25 protein-coding genes are annotated in these 24,427 nt (G+C 36.4%); 8 read left to right on the top strand and 17 right to left on the bottom strand.

Going from position 1 to position 24,427, the window contains the following annotated elements; translation table 11 throughout:
• Nucleotides 1-2 precede the first annotated feature (2 nt).
• Genes T479_RS08715 through T479_RS08705 form a run of 3 tightly spaced genes read right to left on the bottom strand, consistent with a single transcriptional unit; the run spans nt 3 to nt 1,572 of the window.
• Nucleotides 3-527, bottom strand: coding sequence for a phage tail protein (locus T479_RS08715; RefSeq protein ID WP_024363529.1), 525 nt, complete (start codon nt 525-527; stop codon nt 3-5).
• 22 nt (nt 528-549) lie between these two features.
• The gene (locus T479_RS08710; protein WP_025219265.1) at nt 550-1,050 is read right to left on the bottom strand and encodes a phage tail protein; all 501 of its coding nucleotides are present in this window, start codon (nt 1,048-1,050) and stop codon (nt 550-552) included.
• Between the two features lie 12 nt (nt 1,051-1,062).
• Nucleotides 1,063-1,572, bottom strand: a complete 510-nt coding sequence (locus T479_RS08705; RefSeq protein ID WP_025219264.1) for a phage tail protein — start codon at nt 1,570-1,572, stop codon at nt 1,063-1,065.
• 523 nt (nt 1,573-2,095) lie between these two features.
• Between T479_RS08705 and T479_RS08700 the strand changes: the two genes are divergently transcribed.
• Entirely contained in the window at nt 2,096-3,085 is a 990-nt protein-coding gene (locus T479_RS08700; protein ID WP_025219263.1) for a hypothetical protein, read from the top strand.
• Nucleotides 3,086-3,292: 207 nt separating this feature from the next.
• Here T479_RS08700 and T479_RS08695 read toward each other — a convergent pair whose 3' ends face one another.
• The 8 genes from T479_RS08695 to T479_RS08655 form a co-directional block, all read right to left on the bottom strand.
• A complete protein-coding gene (locus T479_RS08695) occupies nt 3,293-3,874 on the bottom strand; it encodes a TlpA disulfide reductase family protein (protein ID WP_025219262.1) in 582 nt (193 codons plus the stop codon).
• A 144-nt stretch (nt 3,875-4,018) separates the two neighbouring features.
• Complete coding sequence (locus T479_RS08690; RefSeq protein ID WP_025219261.1) at nt 4,019-5,425, bottom strand: nitrous oxide reductase accessory protein NosL; 1,407 nt, start codon at nt 5,423-5,425, stop codon at nt 4,019-4,021.
• A 42-nt stretch (nt 5,426-5,467) separates the two neighbouring features.
• On the bottom strand, nt 5,468-5,956 hold the full coding sequence (locus T479_RS08685) for a nitrous oxide reductase accessory protein NosL (protein WP_024363523.1): 489 nt from the start codon (nt 5,954-5,956) through the stop codon (nt 5,468-5,470).
• Nucleotides 5,957-6,172: 216 nt separating this feature from the next.
• A complete protein-coding gene (locus tag T479_RS08680) occupies nt 6,173-7,342 on the bottom strand; it encodes a toxic anion resistance protein (RefSeq protein ID WP_025219260.1) in 1,170 nt (389 codons plus the stop codon).
• A gap of 501 nt (nt 7,343-7,843) precedes the next feature.
• Nucleotides 7,844-9,094: an ABC transporter permease gene (locus tag T479_RS08670; protein WP_227665428.1), complete on the bottom strand. Its 1,251-nt coding sequence runs from the start codon at nt 9,092-9,094 to the stop codon at nt 7,844-7,846.
• Nucleotides 9,072-9,977, bottom strand: a complete 906-nt coding sequence (locus T479_RS08665) for an ABC transporter ATP-binding protein (protein WP_024363512.1) — start codon at nt 9,975-9,977, stop codon at nt 9,072-9,074. Before T479_RS08665 ends, T479_RS08670 begins: the two co-directional genes overlap by 23 nt.
• Nucleotides 9,978-9,989: 12 nt before the next feature.
• Nucleotides 9,990-10,520: a DUF2812 domain-containing protein gene (locus tag T479_RS08660; protein ID WP_025219258.1), complete on the bottom strand. Its 531-nt coding sequence runs from the start codon at nt 10,518-10,520 to the stop codon at nt 9,990-9,992.
• Between the two features lie 29 nt (nt 10,521-10,549).
• Nucleotides 10,550-10,864 carry a PadR family transcriptional regulator gene (locus T479_RS08655; RefSeq protein WP_024363510.1) on the bottom strand — a complete coding sequence of 105 codons (315 nt, stop codon included), beginning with the start codon at nt 10,862-10,864 and terminating at the stop codon, nt 10,550-10,552.
• Nucleotides 10,865-11,084: 220 nt separating this feature from the next.
• Here T479_RS08655 and T479_RS08650 point away from each other — a divergent pair, with 220 nt between their 5' ends.
• Together T479_RS08650 and T479_RS08645 are read left to right on the top strand one after the other, a co-directional pair.
• Nucleotides 11,085-11,666: a TetR/AcrR family transcriptional regulator gene (locus T479_RS08650; protein ID WP_024363509.1), complete on the top strand. Its 582-nt coding sequence runs from the start codon at nt 11,085-11,087 to the stop codon at nt 11,664-11,666.
• A 58-nt stretch (nt 11,667-11,724) separates the two neighbouring features.
• Complete coding sequence (locus T479_RS08645) at nt 11,725-12,912, top strand: YhgE/Pip domain-containing protein (RefSeq protein ID WP_024363508.1); 1,188 nt, start codon at nt 11,725-11,727, stop codon at nt 12,910-12,912.
• Between the two features lie 92 nt (nt 12,913-13,004).
• Here the strand turns inward: T479_RS08645 and T479_RS08640 are convergent, their stop codons facing one another.
• Nucleotides 13,005-13,583 carry a TetR/AcrR family transcriptional regulator gene (locus T479_RS08640; protein WP_024363507.1) on the bottom strand — a complete coding sequence of 193 codons (579 nt, stop codon included), beginning with the start codon at nt 13,581-13,583 and terminating at the stop codon, nt 13,005-13,007.
• A 153-nt stretch (nt 13,584-13,736) separates the two neighbouring features.
• On the opposite strand from T479_RS08640, the gene T479_RS08635 reads away from it, so the two are divergent.
• Nucleotides 13,737-14,495: an SDR family oxidoreductase gene (locus T479_RS08635; RefSeq protein ID WP_025219257.1), complete on the top strand. Its 759-nt coding sequence runs from the start codon at nt 13,737-13,739 to the stop codon at nt 14,493-14,495.
• A gap of 56 nt (nt 14,496-14,551) precedes the next feature.
• Here the strand turns inward: T479_RS08635 and T479_RS08630 are convergent, their stop codons facing one another.
• The 3 genes from T479_RS08630 to T479_RS08620 all read right to left on the bottom strand — a co-directional run bounded on the left by T479_RS08630 (nt 14,552) and on the right by T479_RS08620 (nt 17,819).
• Nucleotides 14,552-15,184 (bottom strand): LysE family translocator, encoded by a 633-nt coding sequence (locus T479_RS08630; protein WP_025219256.1) that lies wholly within the window; start codon nt 15,182-15,184, stop codon nt 14,552-14,554.
• A gap of 158 nt (nt 15,185-15,342) precedes the next feature.
• Nucleotides 15,343-16,692 carry a branched-chain amino acid transport system II carrier protein gene (gene brnQ / locus T479_RS08625; RefSeq protein ID WP_025219255.1) on the bottom strand — a complete coding sequence of 450 codons (1,350 nt, stop codon included), beginning with the start codon at nt 16,690-16,692 and terminating at the stop codon, nt 15,343-15,345.
• Between the two features lie 374 nt (nt 16,693-17,066).
• Nucleotides 17,067-17,819 (bottom strand): alpha/beta hydrolase, encoded by a 753-nt coding sequence (locus T479_RS08620; RefSeq protein WP_024363503.1) that lies wholly within the window; start codon nt 17,817-17,819, stop codon nt 17,067-17,069.
• Nucleotides 17,820-18,120: 301 nt separating this feature from the next.
• Between T479_RS08620 and T479_RS08615 the strand changes: the two genes are divergently transcribed.
• Nucleotides 18,121-19,023 (top strand): LysR family transcriptional regulator, encoded by a 903-nt coding sequence (locus tag T479_RS08615; RefSeq protein WP_025219254.1) that lies wholly within the window; start codon nt 18,121-18,123, stop codon nt 19,021-19,023.
• A 414-nt stretch (nt 19,024-19,437) separates the two neighbouring features.
• On the opposite strand, the gene T479_RS08610 is transcribed toward T479_RS08615, so the two are convergent.
• Both T479_RS08610 and T479_RS08605 read right to left on the bottom strand, forming a co-directional pair.
• Nucleotides 19,438-20,235, bottom strand: a complete 798-nt coding sequence (locus T479_RS08610; RefSeq protein WP_025219253.1) for a DUF1835 domain-containing protein — start codon at nt 20,233-20,235, stop codon at nt 19,438-19,440.
• A 14-nt stretch (nt 20,236-20,249) separates the two neighbouring features.
• Nucleotides 20,250-20,873 carry a LysE family translocator gene (locus T479_RS08605; RefSeq protein ID WP_025219252.1) on the bottom strand — a complete coding sequence of 208 codons (624 nt, stop codon included), beginning with the start codon at nt 20,871-20,873 and terminating at the stop codon, nt 20,250-20,252.
• Nucleotides 20,874-21,104: 231 nt separating this feature from the next.
• On the opposite strand from T479_RS08605, the gene T479_RS08600 reads away from it, so the two are divergent.
• The 3 genes from T479_RS08600 to T479_RS08590 all read left to right on the top strand — a co-directional run bounded on the left by T479_RS08600 (nt 21,105) and on the right by T479_RS08590 (nt 24,337).
• Nucleotides 21,105-21,488: a hypothetical protein gene (locus T479_RS08600; protein WP_025219251.1), complete on the top strand. Its 384-nt coding sequence runs from the start codon at nt 21,105-21,107 to the stop codon at nt 21,486-21,488.
• A 492-nt stretch (nt 21,489-21,980) separates the two neighbouring features.
• On the top strand, nt 21,981-23,075 hold the full coding sequence (proB, locus tag T479_RS08595; protein WP_024363498.1) for a glutamate 5-kinase: 1,095 nt from the start codon (nt 21,981-21,983) through the stop codon (nt 23,073-23,075).
• An 11-nt stretch (nt 23,076-23,086) separates the two neighbouring features.
• On the top strand, nt 23,087-24,337 hold the full coding sequence (locus T479_RS08590) for a glutamate-5-semialdehyde dehydrogenase (RefSeq protein WP_025219250.1): 1,251 nt from the start codon (nt 23,087-23,089) through the stop codon (nt 24,335-24,337).
• The last annotated feature ends 90 nt before the right edge of the window (nt 24,338-24,427 follow it).

The following is a 24,427-nucleotide window of genomic DNA, read 5'->3' as shown; positions in this document are numbered from 1 at the left end:
TCCTAGTTTCTAGAAGGAAACTCTCCAAATAAACAAATAATGAAATTCAACCCTAAATACGGTTGCATATTATTATGTGGTTGACTTCCACCTGCTTGATCGATCGTCATCGCATTCATGGTTGTATTTCCTGAAACTGAATAAGCAGGGAGTGAGCCCCTACCTTGCTGTTCGGTCCAAATCGCTCCCGTTGGCTCATTACTTGTTGTTGGTACATTGTTACAAGCGGCCAGATGATGATGACTTGGCATTTCTGTTGTTAGTAATGTAACAGTAGCAGAACCTCCAGTTGTTCCGATATTTCTTGGCGTTAATCCTGCACCTGTTCCTTGATGAATCGCTGCCCTCCCACTTAAATTGGGTAAAGCAAAGGTTGTCTTTCCATCTCCTCCATAAGTATTACCTATGATGGCAAATAACGTACTATTCGAAGCTATGCTTAGTAACTGACCATTACAAAATGCCCAATTTTGTGGCGCAAAATTACCACCAAATATTCTAATTTCTCCCGTGTAGGCTTCTGACATGATTTCTTCACTTCCTTTTTCTTTAATTTCTTGGTGGATAAATGCCAACTAAAGCTATGCAATAATTCGCCACACTGTATGGCTGCATATTTTGATGCGGCTGTGAATTGCCAGATGATGATAAAGCTTGTGCATTCATATTCGTATTTGGCTGATTAACTGAATAGATCGTATCAGTGGATGTGCCCCATACATTACCAGTAGGCACTTTCAATGAAGCATTTTCCGAACTAGCCGTGACAGCATGGTTATGCGTCGGCATTTCATTCAAGGTTAACATATGTGTTTCTTGTCCAGCTTTTTGTCCTCTTGTCACACCATTACCTACATGAACTGGAACCCTTCCTCTTAAATCAGGTAAGGCAAATGTTCGAATGCCATCACCTCCATAAGTTGTGCCCAATAAGGAGTACAAGGCTTGATTTGTATTAATTTGTAATAATTGCCCATTACAGTATGCCCATCCATTTGGTACGCCTGCAAAGCTAAATAATTTGATTTCTCCTACAAATGCTTCAATCATCTTTTCTTCCTCCTAATTAAATGATGGGTACATACCGTAAAGAGCGATGATATAACTAATGGTTAAAAAGGGCATTACATTGTCATGAGGCGCATTTCCGCCAACACTTGAAATGCTTGTTGCCTTCATTGTGCTATTTGGTGGTTGTGTCGAATATTGTATGTTTTTCGCCCAAACAGCATTTTCTGGACTAGGTGTTGTACCAGCAAGAGAAGAAGCTTTCACTAGGTGCGTATGAGCTGGAAGTTGGGATGTACTTAAAGTAACAGTCTCCGTTCCCCCCATTTGTCCCATTATATAATTAGTCCCAGTTATTGGGTTTTGTCCTTGGTGAACAACGACTCTACTTTGATAATTTGGCAAAGCAAAATTCGATTGTCCATCTCCTCCATAAGTCGTACCAATTAAAGAAAAGAGCAATTCATTTTCTGCAATAGGTAAGAGCTGACCATTGCACAAGCTCCATCCTTGTGGAGCATAGTTACCTGCAAACATTCGAATTTCTCCGACATATGGTTCCATCTAAAACACCATCCTTTAAATTTTTTAACTTCAAACATTACATTACTGTAAAATAGATTAATTTGGTTAAAATTTTAGAATATTTACATAAAATAATATAATATACCTATAATTAACATTTTTATTTCAACCATATCGATTAGCCTATTATGTAGTGGTGATTTATCACTCCTTCATGGCAAAATTAAAAATGTACGTATATAAACGACAATGCAAGCCTGCTAAGGTTGACAGCATGCCATTGCAAGATATTAATTTTCTCTCATATAAATACATTCAAATTAAAAATACTAAAAAAAGAAACTACCTAATACTGACAAATGTTAATAGTTAGAAAATTAACATTAAAGAATAGATGATCTATGACCTATACATAATGAAATTGCTATGAGAACAACTTCAGGTTGTATAACTTGTAATTTTTGTAAAACCTATTATCTTTGTATAACATTTGAAATGCCATACATACTACAGTGAGATTCATTTATCCTCATCCAACTTTTAAAGGAGGTTTTACAAGACGATGTACGATGCAGATAATATTGATGTCAAGCTAAAGCAGGGATTTCAATCATTATTCCCTGAATATGCTACCTTGTTAAATCAAGCTATTTCTCAAGAACAAATAATTAGTTTGCATAATTCTTTTATTGAAGAAAGAAAAAAAGCATTAGCAACAGCTATAAAGGCAACTAATATATCAGACAGTAGGAATCCTAAGTCCCCCATTGCGTTAACACAAGAAGAATACGAAAACCTAATTAATGCAACAGGTGATGATATTAAATACCGAATTCAAGCTTTGCTTGATGGTCTTCAACGATTAAAGGGCATGGAGAATGATCAAATAGAACATGTAGCCGCACAAATGATTGTCACTGGTATATTAGGCATTGGCGTAGAATCCACTACAGCAGCACTAGCGATTGCAGGCGGAGGGGAAATCATTGAAGCTTACATTGCTCTTGCAGCCCTTACATCTACTACCGTAGCAGTAGTTATTGCTGTCGTTTGTCTTGTGATTATTGCCATTATTATTCCACTTATTTATTTTATGGAGAAGCCCGCAAATGCACTTATACTATTAATTAATGAATTGGACAAACCACTTGTATTTGCTAACGATTTTAATGTGCATGGAAAACCCACATATCTCACAGAAACAATTAACAATGCGGTTATATTCCCAGATCGTAAGTTTGTAACAGCAGGATTTATTGGCAGTCAAAAACTAGACAGCGCTTTATATGGCACACAATATGGCTTTACAATGAAGTATGGACATACAGACACTCAATTTACTTTTGGAGTAGAATGTCCTTTAAGCTCCTTGTATACTGACAATAACTGTTTTTGTGCCTTTGATAAAAATGCACAAGAAGCTGCTGAATTAACGGCTCAAAATAATAAACAGTTTTGGGAAACCGAAAAAGATGGTATTAAATTAAGCATTCGTTGTAATTCAAAAAGTGGCTCATTGGCCTACTACGTCGCTCGTGCCTATCACGTTTAACGATTTCCATCATGCGATCGGATCATAACGCACAGTTGTAAACACTTAAATGCCAATGTAACGAAATAAGCCGATGCGCTGCTATCTGATGTCCATCTGTCTAAAAAACTGATAGCAGCGCAATTATTGTGCTGTATTTAAATAAAAATACGCTACTCGGTATAAGTAGCGCAGAATATTAGAGCACATGCTCTTCGTCAAATGTAATTATTTAGTCGTATTAATCAATTCTTTCATTAATGCCTCATTCATTGGCCCTTCAATGATATTTACCATGTTTCCTTTTGTATCAATTATATAAGTCGTTGGCAGCGTAATAACTTGATATTTACTTCCTACAAACCCTTCTTCATCTAATATAATGTCAAAAGTTAAACCATGTTCCTTCACAAATTGAGCAACCACTTCTTTTCCCTTATCTTTATTTGTTACGTTCACTGCTAAAATTTCTACCCCTTGATTTTGATATTCTTCGTAAATCTTTTGCATATGTGGCACTTCTTCTTGACACGGTGGACACCACGTTGCCCAAAAATTTAAAAATACCTTTTTACCTACATAATCGGATAAGTGGACTGTTTCACCTTTTAACGTTTGCAACTCAAAATCGGGTGCTCTATACTCTACTTGATTTTGTGTTTCCTCTGTTGCATGTGGAGCACTGGTTTCAGTTTGCGCTGTTTCTTCTGTTTTCATTGTTTCTTTTTCATTGATCGGCTTTTTCACATTAATAGCAACAATGATTATTAAAGTGATAATAATTATGATGGAAATCATATTTTTAACCACAAAAGTAATACCTCCAATGTAAATAAGGATAATAGATGGCTACAAATAATCACACAAAGCGAAAACTCCTATCGTGATTTGTCTCAACAACAAATACGATACTGGAGTTTTCGCTTTCTATTTAGTCTCAATGACAAACGTATATTACGGCGCTATTTTATCAACCTCATATTGATAATTCATGCCCTTATTATTCGTTTTCGTATATTCCATAATATTTTCTAATTTTTCAGCCACTACATGTTCTTTGCTCATACCTAAGTAGTTTGCTGCACTTGATAAATCAGAGAAGTGGAATAGTTTCCATCCCATAATGCCTTTAGCTGTTTCGCTACTATTAAATTTTACCGTTATCGCCTTTTCAACATCAATCCAGTTATTTGTGCGTGGTGCTGTTGCGCCATAATCTCGAACATATTTATTCGTAAATGCTAAACCATTTGAATGTTCTTGATGGTACATACATCCAATTCGACAAAAATAATGCGTATATCCTTCTTGGTCAATTGCTTTGGCAGCGTACACTTTATTTGGGTCAGTATTATGTAGATCCATACGGCAAACTTCACAATGAACCCCCGTTTGTGTTACTTCTGTAAATTCAGAAATGCCATCGATTGTAATTGTTTTTACTGCTTTATTGCCTAATTTATCTTCTGCGTATACTGTATAAACGCCATTTTTCAGCGCAATAATTTTATCTTTTTGTTTTTCATTTTGCAAAGTGGCAATTTTTGAACCTTTATCTATAAAGTATTCGACGTCTTTATCTCCATAAGCCCATTTCTGATTTTGGATTTCATTATCATCTGTGGTAAGAACTTGTATTTTTTTACTAACCGCTGTTACATCGCTTTCAGGGATTGACAATGTAATGGTTGGTGCCGCTTTATCAATATTTGTGATTGTTATGGATTTCGTTCTTTTGTTCCCATTATTGTCTATAGCAAAAACCGTATACGTTCCATTTTCACTTACTGTAAATGCGTTCTCTGTGAATGTTGTGTCGGTTTCTGAAAATTGATTTGCTGGCTTTGTACCCTTTGCCCACTGTTTCAAGATTACTTTCTCATTATCTGTAACAGCTACATTCACTGTCACATCTGTCGTCGTCGGTGTTGTTTTACTTACATTCAATACAAGGCTAGGTGCTTCTTTATTATATTTTTCCTCAGCACTCGCTTGAATCGTACTGAATTTAACTTTTTTCAAAGTACTATTATTTTTCTCTTTATACGCCTTAATATAATTATCTGCCGCTACTTCTTTTGCGAAATAAATATTTTTTAATGCATTTAATTTAACGATTGTAACCGAATCTAACGGAACCCATCTTTTTGTACTATAATCCTTTACATTTTTCGTGCGTGTTACCCCTTCATTTAATTCATCATATAATGCTGAAAACACATCTTTATAATAAACGACTTCTCCATCTTTAATCACTTGCACATCAGTCATCGCTGCAAGGGCAGTTGAATGTTGATTACCAGTTAAAAACGCTATTACCATAACACATATAAGCAATCCGAGGCGTAAAATTTTTTTCATTTTTAATATGTTCCTTTCACAATTAAGCTCTTTTCTATATACCTATTGATATTTTTCAATGCTCTCTTTTTGTACGGTTTTAAACGAAACAATTTCTGTATCTGAATGTTTGGCAACATAGGCCTTTGCATCAGATGCTTTTGCAAAACAGATAAACCCATCGTCCATTGGGGATGCTAGCGTAGTTCTAACATACGTCGCCTTTTCAGCTTGCACCCACTTTAGTGTATTGAAATCACGAACATACTTTTTATAAGTTGCTTTATTTTTTACTTCATCATATAAAAGGCACCCAATGTCGTCGTAATAAACTACCTTCCCTTTCTTCTTTATAGCCTGTCCTGAAAAAACACCCATTTTGTCTTTTTTTTGGTACACAACCATATTACAAAATGCACAATTTGTATTATTAGGTACATCCTTTTCTAAACTAGACTTAGCTGCCTCTGCATTCAGGTCGTGCTTATTGTCTATAAAATTGATAGCGAGAATACTTAACAAAATCATTCCTAAAACGACTAGTTTTTTCATTGTTTCCAATCTCCTTTCAATTCACCATGATACGGTAAAAATATGAAATAAGTTGAAAATAACTGTGAAATAAATGAAAAATTTCATCGGAATGGGAGTTTTTAAGGGGATTTCCACTCAAGAGAGCCACATGTAGTTTAAATATTAGGGAAAATAAAAAAACTGTAGGCAAACTTGAATTTTGTACAAGTTTGTCTACAGTCTTCTGTTTTATTATTACATTTTTTTTAGTTTTTCGTATTCAAGTTGTAGTTTTTCAATACGTTTACGGCCTTCTTCGCGATTTCTTGCTGTTTCTGCTTGAATTTGTTTTGTCTCTTGAATGCCTGCCATAATTGTTTGCCATGTTGTTTCAATCGTTTCAATTTTAATGCTTGGGCTACCTGCGGCACGGGCAATATTGACGCTGTTTTTACTAATGTTTTCAGCATTGCGAACAAGCATTTCATTTGTACGACGATCCAGCTCACTCATAGAATCTGAAATTAGCTTTTGACGCTTTAATGTTACAGCGTGAATTAGACCTTGTTTAAAAATTGGAATTGTTGTAACAAAGGCTGAGTTGATTTTACCGATTAAATGGTTATTACCTTGTTGCATTAAGCGAATTTGCGGTGCCGATTGGAATGATACTTGCTGCGCCATCTCTAAGTCATAACGTCGTTGTTCCAATAATTCTATAGCACGTTGCATCGTTTCAAATTCCATAGCTGCTAGTTGGTCACCTGTTTGCGCTTTTTGCTCTAACATAGGTAAAGCTGAACGTACTTCTTCTGCCTTGACTTCAATAGCTGCAATAAATTTACTTAACGTTTGGAAATAGTTTAAATTTTGGTCATATAAATTTTCTAGGTCGATTGTATTTCGTTTCATTTCAACTTCATATTTTTGAATTTCACGGTAAATGACATCGACTTCTTTATTCATGCTGTCATATTTCGATAAAAATCTTTCTAATTGTTCTTTACCTTTACTAAACAGCTTTGTCAGGAAGCCGCCTTTTTTCTCTTCCGCAAAATCTTGCGGGTCAAATTTATCCATTACTTTATTTAAATTATTTAATAAGACACTGGATTCTTCAAGTTTGCTAGCTCTCATTGTTGCCAACATTTTATCTGAAAATGTAGAAATACCATTCGCTGTTTCTTTGCCTAGCTCTAACATGGCGATTTGGTCTTTCACATCAATTTTTTGCGCAAGTGCATGCACTTCAGGATCTTTCTTTAATGCTAATTGATTTTGTGCAATTTGTGATAACTCTTGTTCAGAAATAAGTGTTGGTGTTTGTACTGATTCAGCCTGCAACAACGGGTTAGGTTGTAGCAGTGGATTTTCGGTTGCGAATGGATCTTTTGATTTTAACAAGTCGTTGTTCATTTCAGACATAAGTAATACCCCCTGCGATTTATCTCTTTTATTACATACGATTACGAGATGAAAAAGTTTCATCTATCTCAAGCGTTTACGTGAAAGTTAAGTTAGATTGCGACACTTATCGCATCTTCAAAAAATGACTACTCTCCAAATTATAGCTTGTTTGAACTAAAAATTCGACTGATTCTTCATTTCACCTTACATCTTTTCTAAAAATTAGTATATTGATGTCGAAAATAGTCACATCCTAGTAACTATCAGACTGCTGACTACAATAAATATGGTGTATTTTTATGAATGTTCCCTCGTTTACTCTATGTGTAGAAACAAATTATTGCAGTGAAAAGCATGACACTCCAGCAGGAACAGCACGAGTGGAAAATCCATTTTTGTGGCGTCCGCCGCAAAAATTAGTTGGAGCCGTGCTTGCAAAAAGGGAGCGCATGGAACGGAAATCAACGTTTTTTATATTATTTAAAAAAGCAGCTACATGTAAATAGCTGCTTTCCATCATTATGTTGTTACTTTTAAAACAGTTTTAAACTTTTGAATTACGCCGCCTGTGCTATACGTTAAGACACTGCGTTTATAGAATGATAAGCTAAATAAATAAGCCACAATAATCGTCACCAATAAAATACCAAGGGACAGTAATGGTTCGATCATGCCAATATCCGTTGCACCAATACGCATTGGCATCACCATTCCAGAAGTGAACGGAATATAAGAGAAGACTTTAATAATAATTGTATCTGGATTGCCAATACCTGAAAGCATCACATAGAAACCGATTAATGTAATCATCATTGCAGGCATCAATACTTGACCTGCTTCCTCTACTTTCGATACTAATGAGCCGAATAATGCACCGACTATTAAATATAAAATAATTGTTAATACTAAAAATAGCATCGCATATAACACATAGCCAACTGATAGCTCCTTCACAATGCTTGTCGCCATTTCCCAAATCACACCGTTTTTCGCGAATTTTGCATAGATAAGGAAAACTACTGCAATGATGCCCATTTGCGTCAAAGCTAGCAGCAAAACACCTGCAATTTTCGCTTTAAAATGTGTTGCTGGTTTCACACTTACTAATAGCATTTCCATCGCACGTGAGCCTTTTTCAGAAGCAATTTCAGTTGTAATCATTGATAGGAAAGTAGAAATAAAGAAGTAAATTAAAATACCGACAGCATAGGATACCCAAAGCCCTGATTGCTTTTCTTCCTCGCTTTTTCCGCCAGTAGATTCTGCATTTAAATTTTTATTTGAAATAACCGTTTTTGCTGCCATAATTTGTGCCGCTTGTTCTGAAGTTAGAGATAGCTTTTGCACAGCATAATGCTGACCTGCATATTGCAATAAAGATGATATCGTCGATTGATCATTTAGTTTTAACGGTTGAAATGTTGAAATTTCCGCATGCAATTGACCGTTCTGATCACTTACTTCAATAAGTGCTGCGAGCTTCCCGTCCTTGACTTGTTGTTCCAACTTTTTAATATTTGATTCATCCTGAATAAATGTCATATCGCTATTGGACACAAAAATGCCGCTTAAATCTGCACTCGTATCATTAACAATTGCAATTTGCTGCGCCTCATCATCGCCTGTAAAAAGCTCCTTAATATCCGACCAAAAAATAGCAACGGACATCGCAATTACATATAGAAGGGTCATTGATATAAATGATTTGGATTTTAATTTGGATTTGTATAATTGCTTCATTAACAAACTAAACTTCGACAACAGTACCACCTACCTTATCTTTAAAGATTTCGTCCAATGTTAAATAATCTAAACTAAATTTTTCAATATATTTGCCCGCTGACAACTGTTGGAAAATACTTTCTGCAAAACGTTCATCTTCAAGCAATAACACTGTTTGCTCTTTTTCTACACGCACATCTTTCACACCTTCGAGCTGAAGTAATTCCGTAGTAGACCAATTGCTACGCACAGACAGCTTTGTTTTCCCATATTGTTTCTTTAAATCTAATAAACTGCCAGAAAATAAAGAGACGCCCCGCTTTAGTAAACATAAATGATCGCAAAGTTCTTCCACATTATCCATTTGGTGACTTGAAAATAAAATAGTTGTACCTTGTTCTTTTAGTAGTAAAATAGCATCTTTTAGTAAATCTTTATTGACTGGGTCAAGACCACTAAAAGGCTCATCTAAAATTAAAAATTGGGGTTTATGAATAAAGCTTGCAATCAACTGTACTTTTTGCTGGTTGCCTTTTGATAGTGTTTCTGCTTTATCTTTACGCTTCTCTTCTAACTCAAAACGACTAATCCAAAAATCAATATCTTTTTTAAGCGCTGCTTTTTTCATGCCTCGCAGTTCTCCAAAGAAGTATAATTGGTCCTCTACTTTCATCGTAGGAAAAATCCCACGCTCCTCTGGTAAATAACCAAGTACATCTCGGTTAATCGAATTGACAGGCTTTCCATTCCATGATATCGTACCAGCAGTTGTTTCCTGTAAATCTAAAATCATACGAAAAGTCGTTGTTTTGCCCGCCCCATTTTGACCAATGAGCCCGAAAATTTCACCTTTCTCAATAGTGAAATTTAAATTATCAACCGCTGTAAAATCTTTATATTTTTTTGTGACATGCTGTAATTGTAATGTCATCTTTCATCCTCCCTACCCCTCAAATATATGTAAATCATGTTCCAAATGCTTTTTACGTCTTTGAATTTTTCGAATCGGTACATACATGAACAGCGCCATCACCATATTCAAGATGCCAAGATTAATAGACATGAACGCTACTGGAGACGCTGTAAATCCCGTAATGATATTAAAAATGCCAATGATAATATTGAGCAACGCAATTGGGATAAACAATCTAGTGATTGATTTTAAATATTGTATTTTAGAAGGTGCGTCTGAGAATAATTCAAAGTCCCCATCGATCGCTTCTTTTCGATAATATGCCCAAACGCCGAATTTAGAAACGCATTCAATATTCATTGATTCCAAAAATTCATAATAATCTTTCTTTTTACCTTCAACTAATTCATTGCGGTAAATATACTTTCCTGGCTCGCCTTGTTCAAATACAAAGAAACTAATTATGTTCTTTTGTAAATGCCATCCTTGTGCAGCCAAATCATTTACCCATGCCTCTTCTTTTTCATAATCTAAAAAAAAGCGAAATTTAATTTTTTTCATGTCAACACCTCCTACATGCAAATGCGCTTTTAAGCTTTTCCATTCGTTATACGGATACCATTGTCAAAAAGTTCCCTTAATCTCAAAATTTCGTAATCAACCACTTTCTTTCCATTTTCTGTAATTATATATTCCTTCTTGCGTCCATCATCTTCTAGTGCCTCAATCCATTGTCGCTCCAACAATGTTTTGATAGCTCCGTATATAGTACCTGCGCCAAGACGAACACGGCCTTTACTCATTTCTTCAACTAATTGCATAATGCCATAGCCATGACGCGCCTCAAATAATGCCAACAAAATATAATAAACACCCTCAGTTAATGGAGGATATTCCTGTGTCATACTAAAACCTCCCTCAATATATCGTCTAACAATATATCGACTGACGATATAATTAAAATATATCAACGTCCGATATAGTTGTCAACAACGATAATAGAATAGTATGGCATAATAATTTAAATACCAACCCCTTTTACAATTTAGCGCTTTATTTTTATTGCCAATCTAAATCGTGCATGGTAGCATGTAAGTAACTACTTGCATAGGAGGACTTAGTTTATTGGCAACAAAAGAAACAGCACAACGCATAATAGATGCAGCCTTACAATTAATTAGCGAAAAAGGTTATACCGCAGCCACAACAAAGGCAATCGCCGACTTAGCACAGGTCAATGAAGTCACTATTTTTCGCCATTTTGGCAATAAGGAGGGGCTCTTAAAAACGATTGTAGACAAATTTTCTTACAACCCAATTTTGCAAAAAACAATGCGTGAAGAGGTTACATGGGATTTAGAAACGGATTTAACCCGCTTTTCAATGCAATATTTCGAGTATATGATGTCTATCAAGGACTTTGTGATGATTGGCTTTAAGGAATCGATGCAATTTCCTGAAATAAATGCTGAAATAGCAAATGTTCCTTTACTCTTTAAAAATGAACTAATACATTACTTTAAGGAAATGCATCATAAAGGAAAAATTCGTGAGGTCAACTTTGAAGCGGCTGCACTCTCTCTTATAGCCCTTAATTTTGGTCACTTTATTTCACGCGCTCGATTAGGTACAATCGTTTCTACCCTTCCAACAGAAGAATTAATAAAGACAAGTGTTGCAATTTTTTCTAGGGGCTTAACTTCCTAGAAAAAATTTTTCCCTCTATGCAAGCAAGTACTTACTTATCAGGAGGCAATAAGAGGATATGACAAAAGGATTACAAGCATTATTTAAGATTCGTGAAACCTATATTGGCATTGTCGCTACAATTGCATTTCAATTAATATTCTTTTCTATTTGGATGACTGCATATGATGGCATAAATGATCGAACAGATAACTTAACAATCGGCTATATTAGCGAAGATGCTGCCTTTGGGCAAGAAGTGATAGATGGGCTTAAAAAGTCATTGCCCTTTGCGTCAAAAGATTTTACCTCCATCGATAGGGCGGAAAAGGATTTGGAAAACCGTTATATTCATATGATTATTCATATACCAGCAGAATTCACTGCTCAGCTCAAAGCAGGTAAAGAAGCAAACATTATTTATTTTATTAATCAAGCGAACGCAAGCCTTGCCAAAACAATGATGGAAGGTGTAGCAAAACAGACTACAAATGAAGTTAATCATCAGTTATATCCTGTACAGCAAGGCGAAATTGTCAAGGCGTTTTCCCAACAATTTTCTCAACTTCCAATGGAACAAAATAGCGCCTTGCTTGTTCAGGACACTGTCACGACAACCATTATGGGTGTAAAAGATCGTATCGTTGAATCGACTATTATTAAAACAAATGATGCGAAAGGGTTTGCTGCGAATTTCGTCCCGTTAATGGTGATTATTTCTTCATTTGTTGGTGCGATGGTGATGATTATGCAACACCAACAAGCAGCCCAAATGGTTCAAGATAGCGTTTCGAAATGGTCTTTATTCTTTGCACGGCAACTGCTCAATTTTGCTGTTGCATTTATTTTGCCCTTACTAACAATTGGTTTAATGCAGCTATTTGCGATTTCAAGTGATGAAAGTTTATTCACTATTTATTTTTTCCAAGCGTTTATGTTTTGGGCTTTCCTATGTTTAGCACAAGTTTTTGTTATTCTATTTGGTAATCTTGGCATGATCTTTAATATTTGTGCACTGTCATTACAACTTGTTACATCTGGTGTCCTCGTACCGAATGCGATGCTTTCAGATTTTTACCATCGCGTCGCTTCTCTTTTGCCAGCGACATACGGTGCTGACGGTTATTATACAATTATTTTTGGCGGTAACACTGAAAGCTTGATAAGTAATAGCAGTGCATTAGGTATGATTATCGTTGTTACACTAGCAATCGCAATCATAGCAGTTGCACTTAAAAAACCTAAAGTCCTACAGCTCAATAATTGAACAAAAGAGAGAAATGTTAGATTGATGGCTTTCAATCTAACATTTTTTTGCTAGTTTATGATTATTTCAAGTATAGTGGCGTTTCCCAATGTTTAATGGCTATTTCCACTATTTTCTTCAAAACGTAAAATGGCAGCGAGTTGCTTGTTTAGTTCACTGGCACTTTCCACAAAATCATGCCGATACCACTCAATTATTATGCCAATTATGGCATTTGCTTGATAAGCACTATAAAAATCCGTCTTTATTTCCCCAATTTTATTTTGCGCTAAATCTCTTTTTAGTAACGATTGTATTTCATCAAACAACATATAATAGTAGGTTAGCGGAACATTTTTAGAAAAAACAATGCGATAAAATAGTTTAAAACGCTCTATATGATGAAAAATCTGGATCGTATTTGGATCTAGCTCGTTTTTAATAATAGTCGATGCTGCACGATAAGGTTCCTCATAAGCATGATATAAATCCTCAACAATTTCCTGAAAATATTCTTCAAACAACTTCTCCTTTTGTTCGTAATGTAAATAAAATGTCCCCCTATTCACTTTTGCCACACGACATATTTCAGCAATCGATATATTTTCTAGCGGTTTGTCACTTAGCAACGTGAGCAATGCATTATGTAACGCCTGCTTTGTTTTGACTACTCGTAAATCGTTCACGGTCAATTTTTTCTACCCCTTACTAAACAATTTTTTTAAATGTGTTGCTTACTGAACAGTTCTACGAATTATGCGTATTGAAATCGCTTACACGGATATTATAATATTTTAATGAACACATGTTCAATAATTAATCGTTAGAATAGGAGGTCTTTTGACATGAGATTAGAAAATAAAGTAGCAATTGTTACAGGTGCAGCATCAGGTATGGGGAAAGCAATCGCAGAAGGTTATGCTAAAGAAGGTGCGAAAGTCGTTGTTTCAGATTTAAATTTAGATGGTGCGCAAGTTGTTGTGGATGGTATTCAGGCGGCTGGTGGCACAGCTATCGCTATACAAACAAACGTTGCTCTAGCAGAAGACTTGCAACGCTTATTTGATGAGACCAAAAACAATTTTGGTAAACTAGATATTTTAGTTAACAACGCGGGTATTATGGATGGTATGGAGCCTGTCGGTGAAATTTCCGATGAGCGTTGGGATAAAGTATTTGCTGTCAATACAACAGCTGTTATGCGCTCTATGCGTATGGCAACAGAAATTTTCCTTGAGCAAGGGCATGGGGTCTTTGTTAATAATATTTCTGCTGGCGGACTTTATGGTGCTCGCGCAGGCGCTGCCTACACTGCCTCTAAACATGCCGTCGTAGGCTTAACAAAAAATACAGCTTTTATGTATGCCAATCAAAATATTCGTTGCAATGGGATTGCACCAGGTGCTGTTATGACTAACATTGGCTCAACAATGACCAATATGAGTGAAGTCGGGGCGGCTCGTCAGGCACTTGGCTTAGCCATTAATCCTCGGGCTGGACAACCAGAAGAAATTGCCCAACTTGCTATATTCTTAGGTTCAGATGAAGCGAGCTTTGTAAATGGTCAGGTTATTGCCGTAGATGGTGGTTGGACTGCCTACTAAGGGTAATAAAATGCACGCAATGGAATTTGACCATTGCGTGCTTTTTTTCAATTTTCTTATACTTTTTCAGTGGCAATGCGAACACCAATGCCTACTAACATTACACCTGTTATTTTATTAAACATTGCTTGTACAGTCTGCTTCATAAACCATTTGCGAATTACATTCATCACAAGAATGACAATGCCTAGCCAAACAATGGATAAGGCAATTAAAATGCCTGCTAACACTATTAATTGCGCGTTAATATTAAAATTTGGTTGAATAAATTGAGGCATTAATGTTACATATAATAACAATGTTTTTGGGTTTAATAAGTCCGTTGTAATGCCTTGTGTCATGCAACTAAGCGGCACATTTTTTTCTCCATTTTCTTTGATAGTAACCTCTTCTTGCAACATCATATTTTGTGCCCTTGCACGCCATGATTGAATGCCTAAATAAATTAAATAAGCTGCACCCGCATACTTGATGACTAAAAATACGACCATTGATTTTGATATAATCGTTGCAAGGCCAAGTACTGCTAAAGTTGTCCAAACTAGTAGTGCTAGGACAATCCCTACCATTGTAAAAAAGCCTGCTTTTTTGCCATGTACGATTGTATTTTTTAAAACTAGTAGTGAATCTACTCCAGGCACCATAACAATCATTAGCGCCACTGCTGTAAACATCCAAAGTTCGTGCATTTGCTCACCTTCTCCTTATCACAATCATAAGTAACATTATAAATTAAATTGAATAAATTTTCTGCATATATTATTTTCGTATATAAAAATAAGAAAAAGTGTTAGATTGACATTCAATCTAACACTTTTTTATTAAGTAAATCACTAAAATGACAAAACTAGTGAATGATTTTCGTTTGTTTAGAAGGCAAAATCAAGCCAATCACAACACCGATCATAGCCGGTAATATCCAACCTAAACCGATATCATATAGTGGTAAAACATCGGAAAATAGTTGCTCTACTGTGTCTAACAAGCTTAATTGTGCTCCAGGAATACTAATAACAAGCGCTTTGTAGCCATCGATTAGACTAACGAAAAACGTCAAAAACATAGCCGATGCGTATACAGCCTGCTTATTGTTAAATAACGAAGAGCTTAAAGCAAGTAAAATCAGAACAATTGCAAGTGGATATAAGAACATAAGCACTGGAATAGCAAATTGTATAATATTATTTAAACCAAAGTTCGCAATAGAGAAGGACACGACACACAATAATAGAACAAACATTTTATAGCTAACCTTTGGAAACACTTCATGGAAAAATTCACTACAAGAAGTAATTAAGCCAATACTCGTTTTTAAACAAGCTAGCACAATAATGACCGCTAATAAAATTGCACCAAATGAGCCAAAATAATGATCCGCAACCGCTGCGAAAATTAAACCACCGTTGTCAAATGTTCCAATAGATTCAATACTAGATGCGCCCATATACGTAATAAGTCCGTAAATTAACGTCATTAGTGCCATCGCAAAGATGCCTGATTTCCATGTTGCCTTAGCAATTTCTTTACGATCTGTAATCCCTGCATTTTTAATGGCATTGATAACTACAATACCAAACGCTAGCGATGCTAGTGCATCCATTGTATTATAACCTTCTTTAAAGCCAGTCATAAAGGAAGATTGAATATAGTCACCGATTGGCTGTTGGAAGTGCCCCATCGGCTTTACAATACTAATAATAATTAAAATAAATAATACCACTAAAAAGGCTGGTGTTAACACCTTACCGATATAATCCATAATCTTCGCTGGATTTAACGAGAAATAATAGACAATGGCAAAAAATATAAAGCTAAACAACGCAAGTAACATGGTTGTATGTTCCGCATTAATATACGGTTCAAAACCAACGACAAATGGCACTGTTGCCGTTCTTGGAATCGCAAAGAAAGGACCAATTGTTAAGTATAGCGCTAATGAAAAAATAACGCCGAATAAAGGATGAATACGACTCGCTAAATCACGCAGTCCATTACTGCCCGATAAACCAATCGCTAAAATACCTAAAAACGGTAACCCGATTGCCGTTACTAAAAAACCGACAAGGGCAAACCAAAAGTTAGTCCCTGCTAGTTGTCCAAGTTGAATTGGAAAAATTAGATTTCCTGCTCCAAAATACAGTCCAAATAGCATCGTTCCAATGACTGCATATGTAGAAAAAGGTATTTTCTTTTGCATAATTGATGTACTCCTTAGATGTGTTTGACTATAGCAAATCAATTACGCCTTGGCGTAATTGCGTCCTGATTTTTTTCGAGCTTGCTCGAAATGCTCCATATAGAATGGAAGAGATTCAATGGAGCTTCTCTTACTACAGCTAGAGTTCGACCCCCTACGCAATTCAGTGATTTTATCACATTCGTTCATCACTAATAAAAATAAAGCGTTTTGCTGAAATAAGTTAAATCGAATGAATTTTCACTACAATTTCATTATGGTAACAGGCATTTATTATAAAAACAATAGTTTTTTCTAAGATAAATGCTAATAGTACAGTTCCTAGCTTATTAAGTAAAAATTAACAACTAAAAAGAGCTGTCAGACGACAGCTCTTAGTTTGCAACAGACCACTCTATATGGTTTAAAAAATTATACACGTCTTCATACACTTTATCACGTTCTTTATCTAACGTAATAATATGACCAGAATTTTCATACCAAATAATTTCTTTATCATCTGTTTTAACTGTATCTAAAATAAACGGAGCGCTTTGTTGATATAGCTCATCGTCTAGTAATCCTTGCAATACTAAAGTTGGTGCTTTAATTGCAGGTAAATCTTCACGTGTTTCTTCTGTTAAGCGTGTTACGCCATCTAAAGAATCTTTTGGTGAAATACGTAATTCGTGTAGTTCAGAAATAATTTGATCTTTGGACTTGTTTTCAAAGTGTTTGTAAAGTCTTGCATAATTGTATAAACGTGTAAATAATCCTTTTGAGCTATCACGTGTTATCGGCGCACACATGGCAACAACTCCTTTAACAGGAAATTGCTCTGCTACTTTTAATGAAAAAACTCCGCCAAGTGAAATGCCTACTACTGCGATTTCTTCATATCCTTTATCTTTTAGGAAGTTGTAGCCTTCTACTACATCGTTCCACCAGTCTTCAGGTTTTGTTTCTAGTAGGGCTTCCGGTTCTACCCCGTGCCCACTATAGATAGGTGCATGAACGGTATAACCACGTTTGGATAAAAATTCCCCTAGCTTTTTCACATCTTTTGTGCTACCTGTAAATCCATGCAGTAATAGTACGGCTTTTTTGCCTCCCTCAATTGTTAGAGGTTGCGGCTTTGATAACTTCATTTTATAATATCCCCTTCACGGAAATTTGTATTTGTGTATTTTATGTGTCTATCTTAACACCCTTTATTCATAATGTACAATTTATAGTTTTTATCGTTTCGATACGTTTTATGCATGAATGGTGTAAGGTTGATGCCTTCTGTAATCACCCTTTAGAGGTACTTCTAAATGTAAAAAATTCATTTGTTTAATTTCCGATGAGCTACCATTTAAAATTTTCCCAAGTTGCCTATACTTCCTATCCTTTTACCGTTATAATGCAGGTAACTAATATCCATACTATTATTAGAGGTGAGTGAAATTGGAATGGCAACAATTGGAATATTTTGCAACAGTAGCGAAGCTTGAACATATGACACGTGCAGCAGATGTTTTAGCGATTTCACAGCCTGCACTTAGTCGTTCGATTGCAAAGCTTGAGGAGGAATTAGGTGTTCCTTTATTTGACCGCCAAGGACGTTCAATCATGCTAAATCGCTACGGAGAATTGTTTTTATACCGTGTGCAACGTATGCGTAAAGAATATGAAAAAGCTGTTTTAGAATTACAGGAACTCAATAATCCTGAGCTTGGAGATGTGTCACTAGGCTTCTTACATACACTTGGCACAAGTATTGTTCCTGATTTGATCCGCGCCTTTCGTCAGCAACATCCGCATATCCGCTTTCATTTCACACAAAACTATTCGCACTCACAGCTTAAACAATTGCTGGCAGGTGAGCTAGATCTTTGTTTGCTTGCAGCGATTGATACAGAACCACCTGTTTGTTGGAAAGAACTATGGAGAGATGAGCTTTATATCATGGTACCCATCGATCATCATCTAGCCAATCGTAAAAGTATAACGATGAAGGAACTAGAACATGAAAACTTTGTCCTTATGAAAAAAGGCTATGCATTACGCCGTACTGCTGATCGACTGTTAAGTGCTGCGGGCATTAAGCCTAAAATTACGTATGAAGGTGATGAGGTCTCTACCGTTGCAGGCTTTGTTGGAGCCGGTCTAGGGGTATCCCTCCTACCTGATGATGAAGATCTTAATCCAAATAAGGTTGTAAAAATACATGTTGAAGATATGGTATGTGAACGTATAATTGGGATGGCTTGGATTGAAAATCGTTACCTCCCACCATCCGCACGTCAATTCCAGCAATTTGTTCTTGATTATTATGAGAAGATGGGCCCTTCGAGAGAACGCGACTAAAGAGGCTGGCACTCAAAATGAAGGAACAAAAAGATGGGTGACCTCTGCTCAAAAAGTAAGATGCGAACAACATAACAAAAAGAGGATGGGACATAACTAAAAAATTTAAAGAACAGAGGAAAGATGTTCATAATTTTTTGTTATATGGAGAACTTAGCTATTCTTACTTTTGCAAAAAAAAATTAGAAGTGTTCACTAGTTATTGATAGCGAAGGCGGTGACTCCAGCGGGAACAGCACATAATGTTAGACGCAACAGACCGCGCGTTAGCGAGGGTTGCGGCTTACGGTGTGCCCGCGGAAAGCACCGCCGTAGCGGACAACAACGGCATAGCAAAAAAGTGTTAGATTGATGGCAGTCAATCTAACACTTTTTCTCTTATGTCCCAGCCTCTTTTTCTCTTTTACGATTACCTTATTGCCCGATATAGTTTATTTTATATGCATTTATATCCGTTGTGTCACCGCTTATTTCAAACAATCCTTGTTGAGCCAAGTAGAGTAATCGATTTTCAATAAATGTTTCATTTATATAGTCGTCCGTTATATTTACCATTTGCCCGATAACATTCACTGGTGAAAGCCATTGCTCCTTGTTGCTAGCTTGTAAATATATTGCACTGTTAATAATATTTATATCAAACTCACTCTCTTCTACATGAACAATACCATTTTGCCATACTCGCAATATACTTTGATTTCGCTTGAGCTCGTCCCATTCTTTAGCTAGACGCTGACACTCCTCAATTGTAAAACGCTTCGCTTCTGGACGTAACTTCATTAACATATCTGATGATAACTCACCGGTATAACGAATGGCCATGTCTTGTTGTATGCGCTGTAAACCAGCCGTCGCATCTATACCAAATACCATGCTGCATTTATTGACAAACTCACTCATCACATAACGTAAAGCAATTTCTTCATGCGCATTTTGACTATACCAAATCCAAACATCCATATCACATGGGATGCCAGCTATCGCTTTTGTCCACTTGTTGTGGATGTCTTCATATAATTCTCGTTCTTCTACATCCTTAAAAATATGTGTATCCAACCATTTTTTTCGCTCTTCCATCCTTGTAAGTGGTCCAATGGAGAAATTATCATGAATACAAATCACCGACTCTTCCCGCTGTAGATGGTTTTGTCGAATCGCGTGTTTAATGGACCCTTGTGTAGACAAGCTAAAGGTAATATGTAAAATAGCCATAAAACCTCCTCCTTTTATTGTTTACTAAGTGCGATTTTTATACCGATAAATGTAAATAGTACACCTTGTATGATATTCAGACGTTTTGCTATAGTAGGTTTACCTATAATCATTTCCCTTACTTTCCCAGCAAAAACACTAACTAATGAAAATAGAATCAGTGCCTGCACTAAAAATACCATACCCAAAATAAGCATTTGTAACGCCACATGTCCAAGTAACGGATTTACAAACTGTGGCAATAGTGCTAAGAAAAATAAAGAAACTTTTGGATTTAAGATATTCATTAAAATTCCTTTTCGATATAGCAAAGCGAACGTATGAATATTTTGGTGCTCCAATGTAAATGCATCATTCTTCGCTCGAAATGATTGCCATGCTAAGTATAATAAATAGGCAGCCCCAGCAAATTTGACAATCGAAAACATAACGGTCGATTGATAGACAATGGCTGAGATACCTAAAACTGCAGCTCCGATATGTACCAGTAAGCCCGTACATAAACCTAGTGAAGTCGCAATTCCAGCCTTTTTATCTTGTGTAATGCTTTGTGCAAGGACAAATAAATTGTCCGGCCCCGGCATTATAGTTAAAATAATAGCTGCACCTAAAAATGCTAGTAACGACGAAAGTTCCAATTTTACCCTTCTCCCCCGCTATTTGTTAGAAAAAACCATAATTACAATGGTTGTATTTACATTATACTACACGCCACTTGTAACTTTATGACTATATATAAAAAATTTTATAAAAAATTATTATCCTTTTTAATGCTCGTTCGCGCAACATTTTCCTTTGTTTATGCATTATAATAGAATTCAACACTATGAATTCAATCCCTATTGTATTAAGAAAGAGGTGATTCGTCGATGGCAGTAAGTGATATTGTACAAGAATTCGAGGACGAGCAAGGAAATGTCTTTTATAAAATGAAAACACACGATATCGAGGTTCGAGCAATGCATTCTGCTGGCTTAGCACCCGTTATTACCTACTGGATTGGCGAAAAAGATATTACGGAAGATATTCGAAATCTACGTTTTAGCCCAAGGCCCCCATCTAGTTATATTCAAGATTATGATGAATTTCAATCAATGCTCTATGCAAAAGAGCAACGTGCTATTAACGAACTCTATGAAAAAATGAGTATTAAACCTAAAAACATGACAACAGGGAAACAAATTTTGTGGAGTTTCTTTGTGATGATATTGGCGATGCTCCCTTTACTCGTTGCCATTTGGTGGTTAAAATAATGGTCACTTCCCAGTATTCAACTAATTATTGGCGGTTGCAAACCTCTGCAATTTATCCTTATTTATACACAATTTTTCTATTCAGCTTGACAGACACAAAGAAGTAGTGCATTCTTTATTCAATTAGTAGTACGAAAGAGAACTTGTGGTTATACTCTATGCCATAATCTCTCCAAAATACATGATACACATAAAACGAACGAAGATTAGTATGTAGAAACTGATTGGTAAGAGAGCGATGTCCATCGGCTGTAAGACATTGTACAAAAAAGACTACAGAACCTACTTCGTGAAACGTCCTAGCCAAACTAGGCGCAGTCTCAAGCGTTATGAGGAAAGTGGAATATCTCAAGATATTCAATGTAGGTGGTACCACGGAAAGCAACCTTTTCGTCCTAGTTTTTAGGACGAAAAGGTTTTTTTTATCTTTATTCAGCAATTTGTGGCTTAGGCGGTAGGAATGCTCCCAAATGGTGAACTGGAGGAATTAGGATGGAAAGAAAAAGAATTGTTGTAAAAATCGGCAGTAGCTCTTTAACAAATGCAAAAGGCGAAATTGATAAAGTACGCTTAATGGATCACGTGCAAGCTATTGCGGAATTAAAAAAATGTGGACATGAAGTATTACTAGTTTCGTCTGGTGCTGTAGCAGCAGGCTTTAAACAACTCGGCTACCCTTCTCGCCCTGTGACAGTAAAAGGGAAACAAGCAGCAGCAGCAGTCGGCCAAAGTTTGCTTATCCAAACCTATCATGCACTATTTAGTATTTATGATATAATGCCTGCTCAGATTTTACTTACACGAACTGATTTTTCAAAAAAAGAACGCTATAAAAATGCCTATGCAACATTTGAGGAATTGCTTGAGCGCTCGATGCTCCCAATTATTAATGAAAACGATACGGTATCGGTCAGTGAATTAACATTTGGCGATAATGATATGCTATCCGCACTTGTCAGTGGGCTTGTCCACGCAGACCAGCTTATTATTCTAACAGACATTAATGGTTTATACGATGCCAATCCCAATAAAAATCCGCAAGCAAAACGCATTGATCGGTTAACTGAAGTCACAGATGAAATGCTAGGCTTCGCTGACGGTGCTGGCTCTAAAGTTGGCACAGGTGGTATGGAGTCCAAACTATTAGCAGCACGTGCAGCTTTAAATGCAGGCGTTAAAGTATTTATCGGGACGGGCTACGGGGCTCAAAAGCTAATCGATATTTTAGATGGGCAAGGCGATGGGACATATGTAGAGCATGAAGCACTCGCTGTCTTAACAAATAATAAACAGTGGATTGCACTAACGGAAATTTCTGGTAAAATTTTTATAGATAACGGTGCGGAACATGCATTATTAGAAAATGGCAAAAGCTTACTGCCTGCAGGTGTCTATCGTGTTGAAGGAGACTTTGAACAAGGTGATGTTGTCGAGGTTTACAGCCATAATAAACTGATTGGGCGCGGCGAAGTATTATATTCATCACTTGAGCTAGCACACGCCATGGGAAAACGAACTGATGAATTAACCAATTACCCGATAGAGGTTATTCATCGGGATAAATGGTTAAAAATACAAACGAAATAGGAGGAATTCAAATGACAAGTGAAGTATACCAAAAAGGAAAACGAGCAAAAGCGGCAAGCTATGTTTTAAATATTAAAACAACATGCGAAAAAAATGATGCCTTAACAAAAATTGCGGAACAATTACTAATCGATCAAGATATACTAATTTCAGAAAATTTAAAGGATTTAGCAAATGGGAAAGAAAAAGGCATGGCTACTTCGACACTTGATCGTATTATGCTAAACAAGGAACGTATTACAGCAATGGCTGATGCCATTCATTTACTGGTGAAATTAAATGATCCAGTCGGAACTACGCTTGAGCATATTGAAAAGGATAACGGCTTACTTATTGAGAAGCGTATGGTGCCAATTGGGGTTATCGGCATGATCTATGAGGCTAGACCAAATGTTACGGTGGATGCAGCCACATTATCATTGAAAACGGGTAATGCAGTACTATTACGTGGTAGTTCCTCAGCCAAATTTTCAAATATTGCCCTTGTTTCAAGTATCCACCGAGCACTTAAAAAAACGTCGATCCCAGTCGATGCAGTGCAATTAATCGAAGATACAAGTCGTGACACAGCAAAGGAATTATTCCATTTAAAAGAATATCTTGATGTACTGATTCCACGCGGTGGTAAAGCTCTCATTGATTTAGTTGTTCGAGAAGCTTCCGTGCCTGTGCTTGAAACAGGCGCAGGCAATTGCCATATTTATGTGGACCAAACTGCCGATTACATAAAAGCAGAAAATATTTGCCGAAATGCAAAAACACAACGTCCTTCTGTTTGTAATGCAGCAGAAAGCTTACTGATTCATCCGGAGTGGTTTAGTGAACACGGTATACAGTTGCTAAATGCACTACATGAAGCAGGCGTGACAATTGTAGGTGATGCGACAGTTTGCCAAGCGGTAGATTTTGCGCAGCCCGCTACAGAGGAAGACTTTGCAACGGAGTACTTAGATTTGAAGATTAGCGTCAAAATTGTTGAAAACGTTTATGAGGCTATCGAACACATTAATCAATACGGTACGAACCACTCAGAGGCCATTGTTACTGAAGATCAGCTTGTGGCAGATACATTTTTAAATAATGTAGACGCAGCGGCGGTTTATCATAACGCTTCTACTCGCTTTACAGATGGCTTTGAATTCGGCTATGGCGCTGAAATTGGGATTAGTACACAAAAATTACATGCCCGTGGACCAATGGGCTTACCCGCATTAACATCTACAAAGTATTTCATCCATGGAAATGGACAAATCCGTGAGTAATCGTTTTCTAATGATACAAGAGCCGACAGTAGACAACGCTGTCGGTTTCTCCATTATTGTAATAGCTAAAAAATAGTAGCCATTTCATTA

Source organism: Lysinibacillus sphaericus (assembly GCF_000600105.1).
GTDB lineage: Bacteria > Bacillota > Bacilli > Bacillales_A > Planococcaceae > Lysinibacillus > Lysinibacillus sphaericus.
This window is presented reverse-complemented; position numbering and strand designations above follow the sequence as displayed.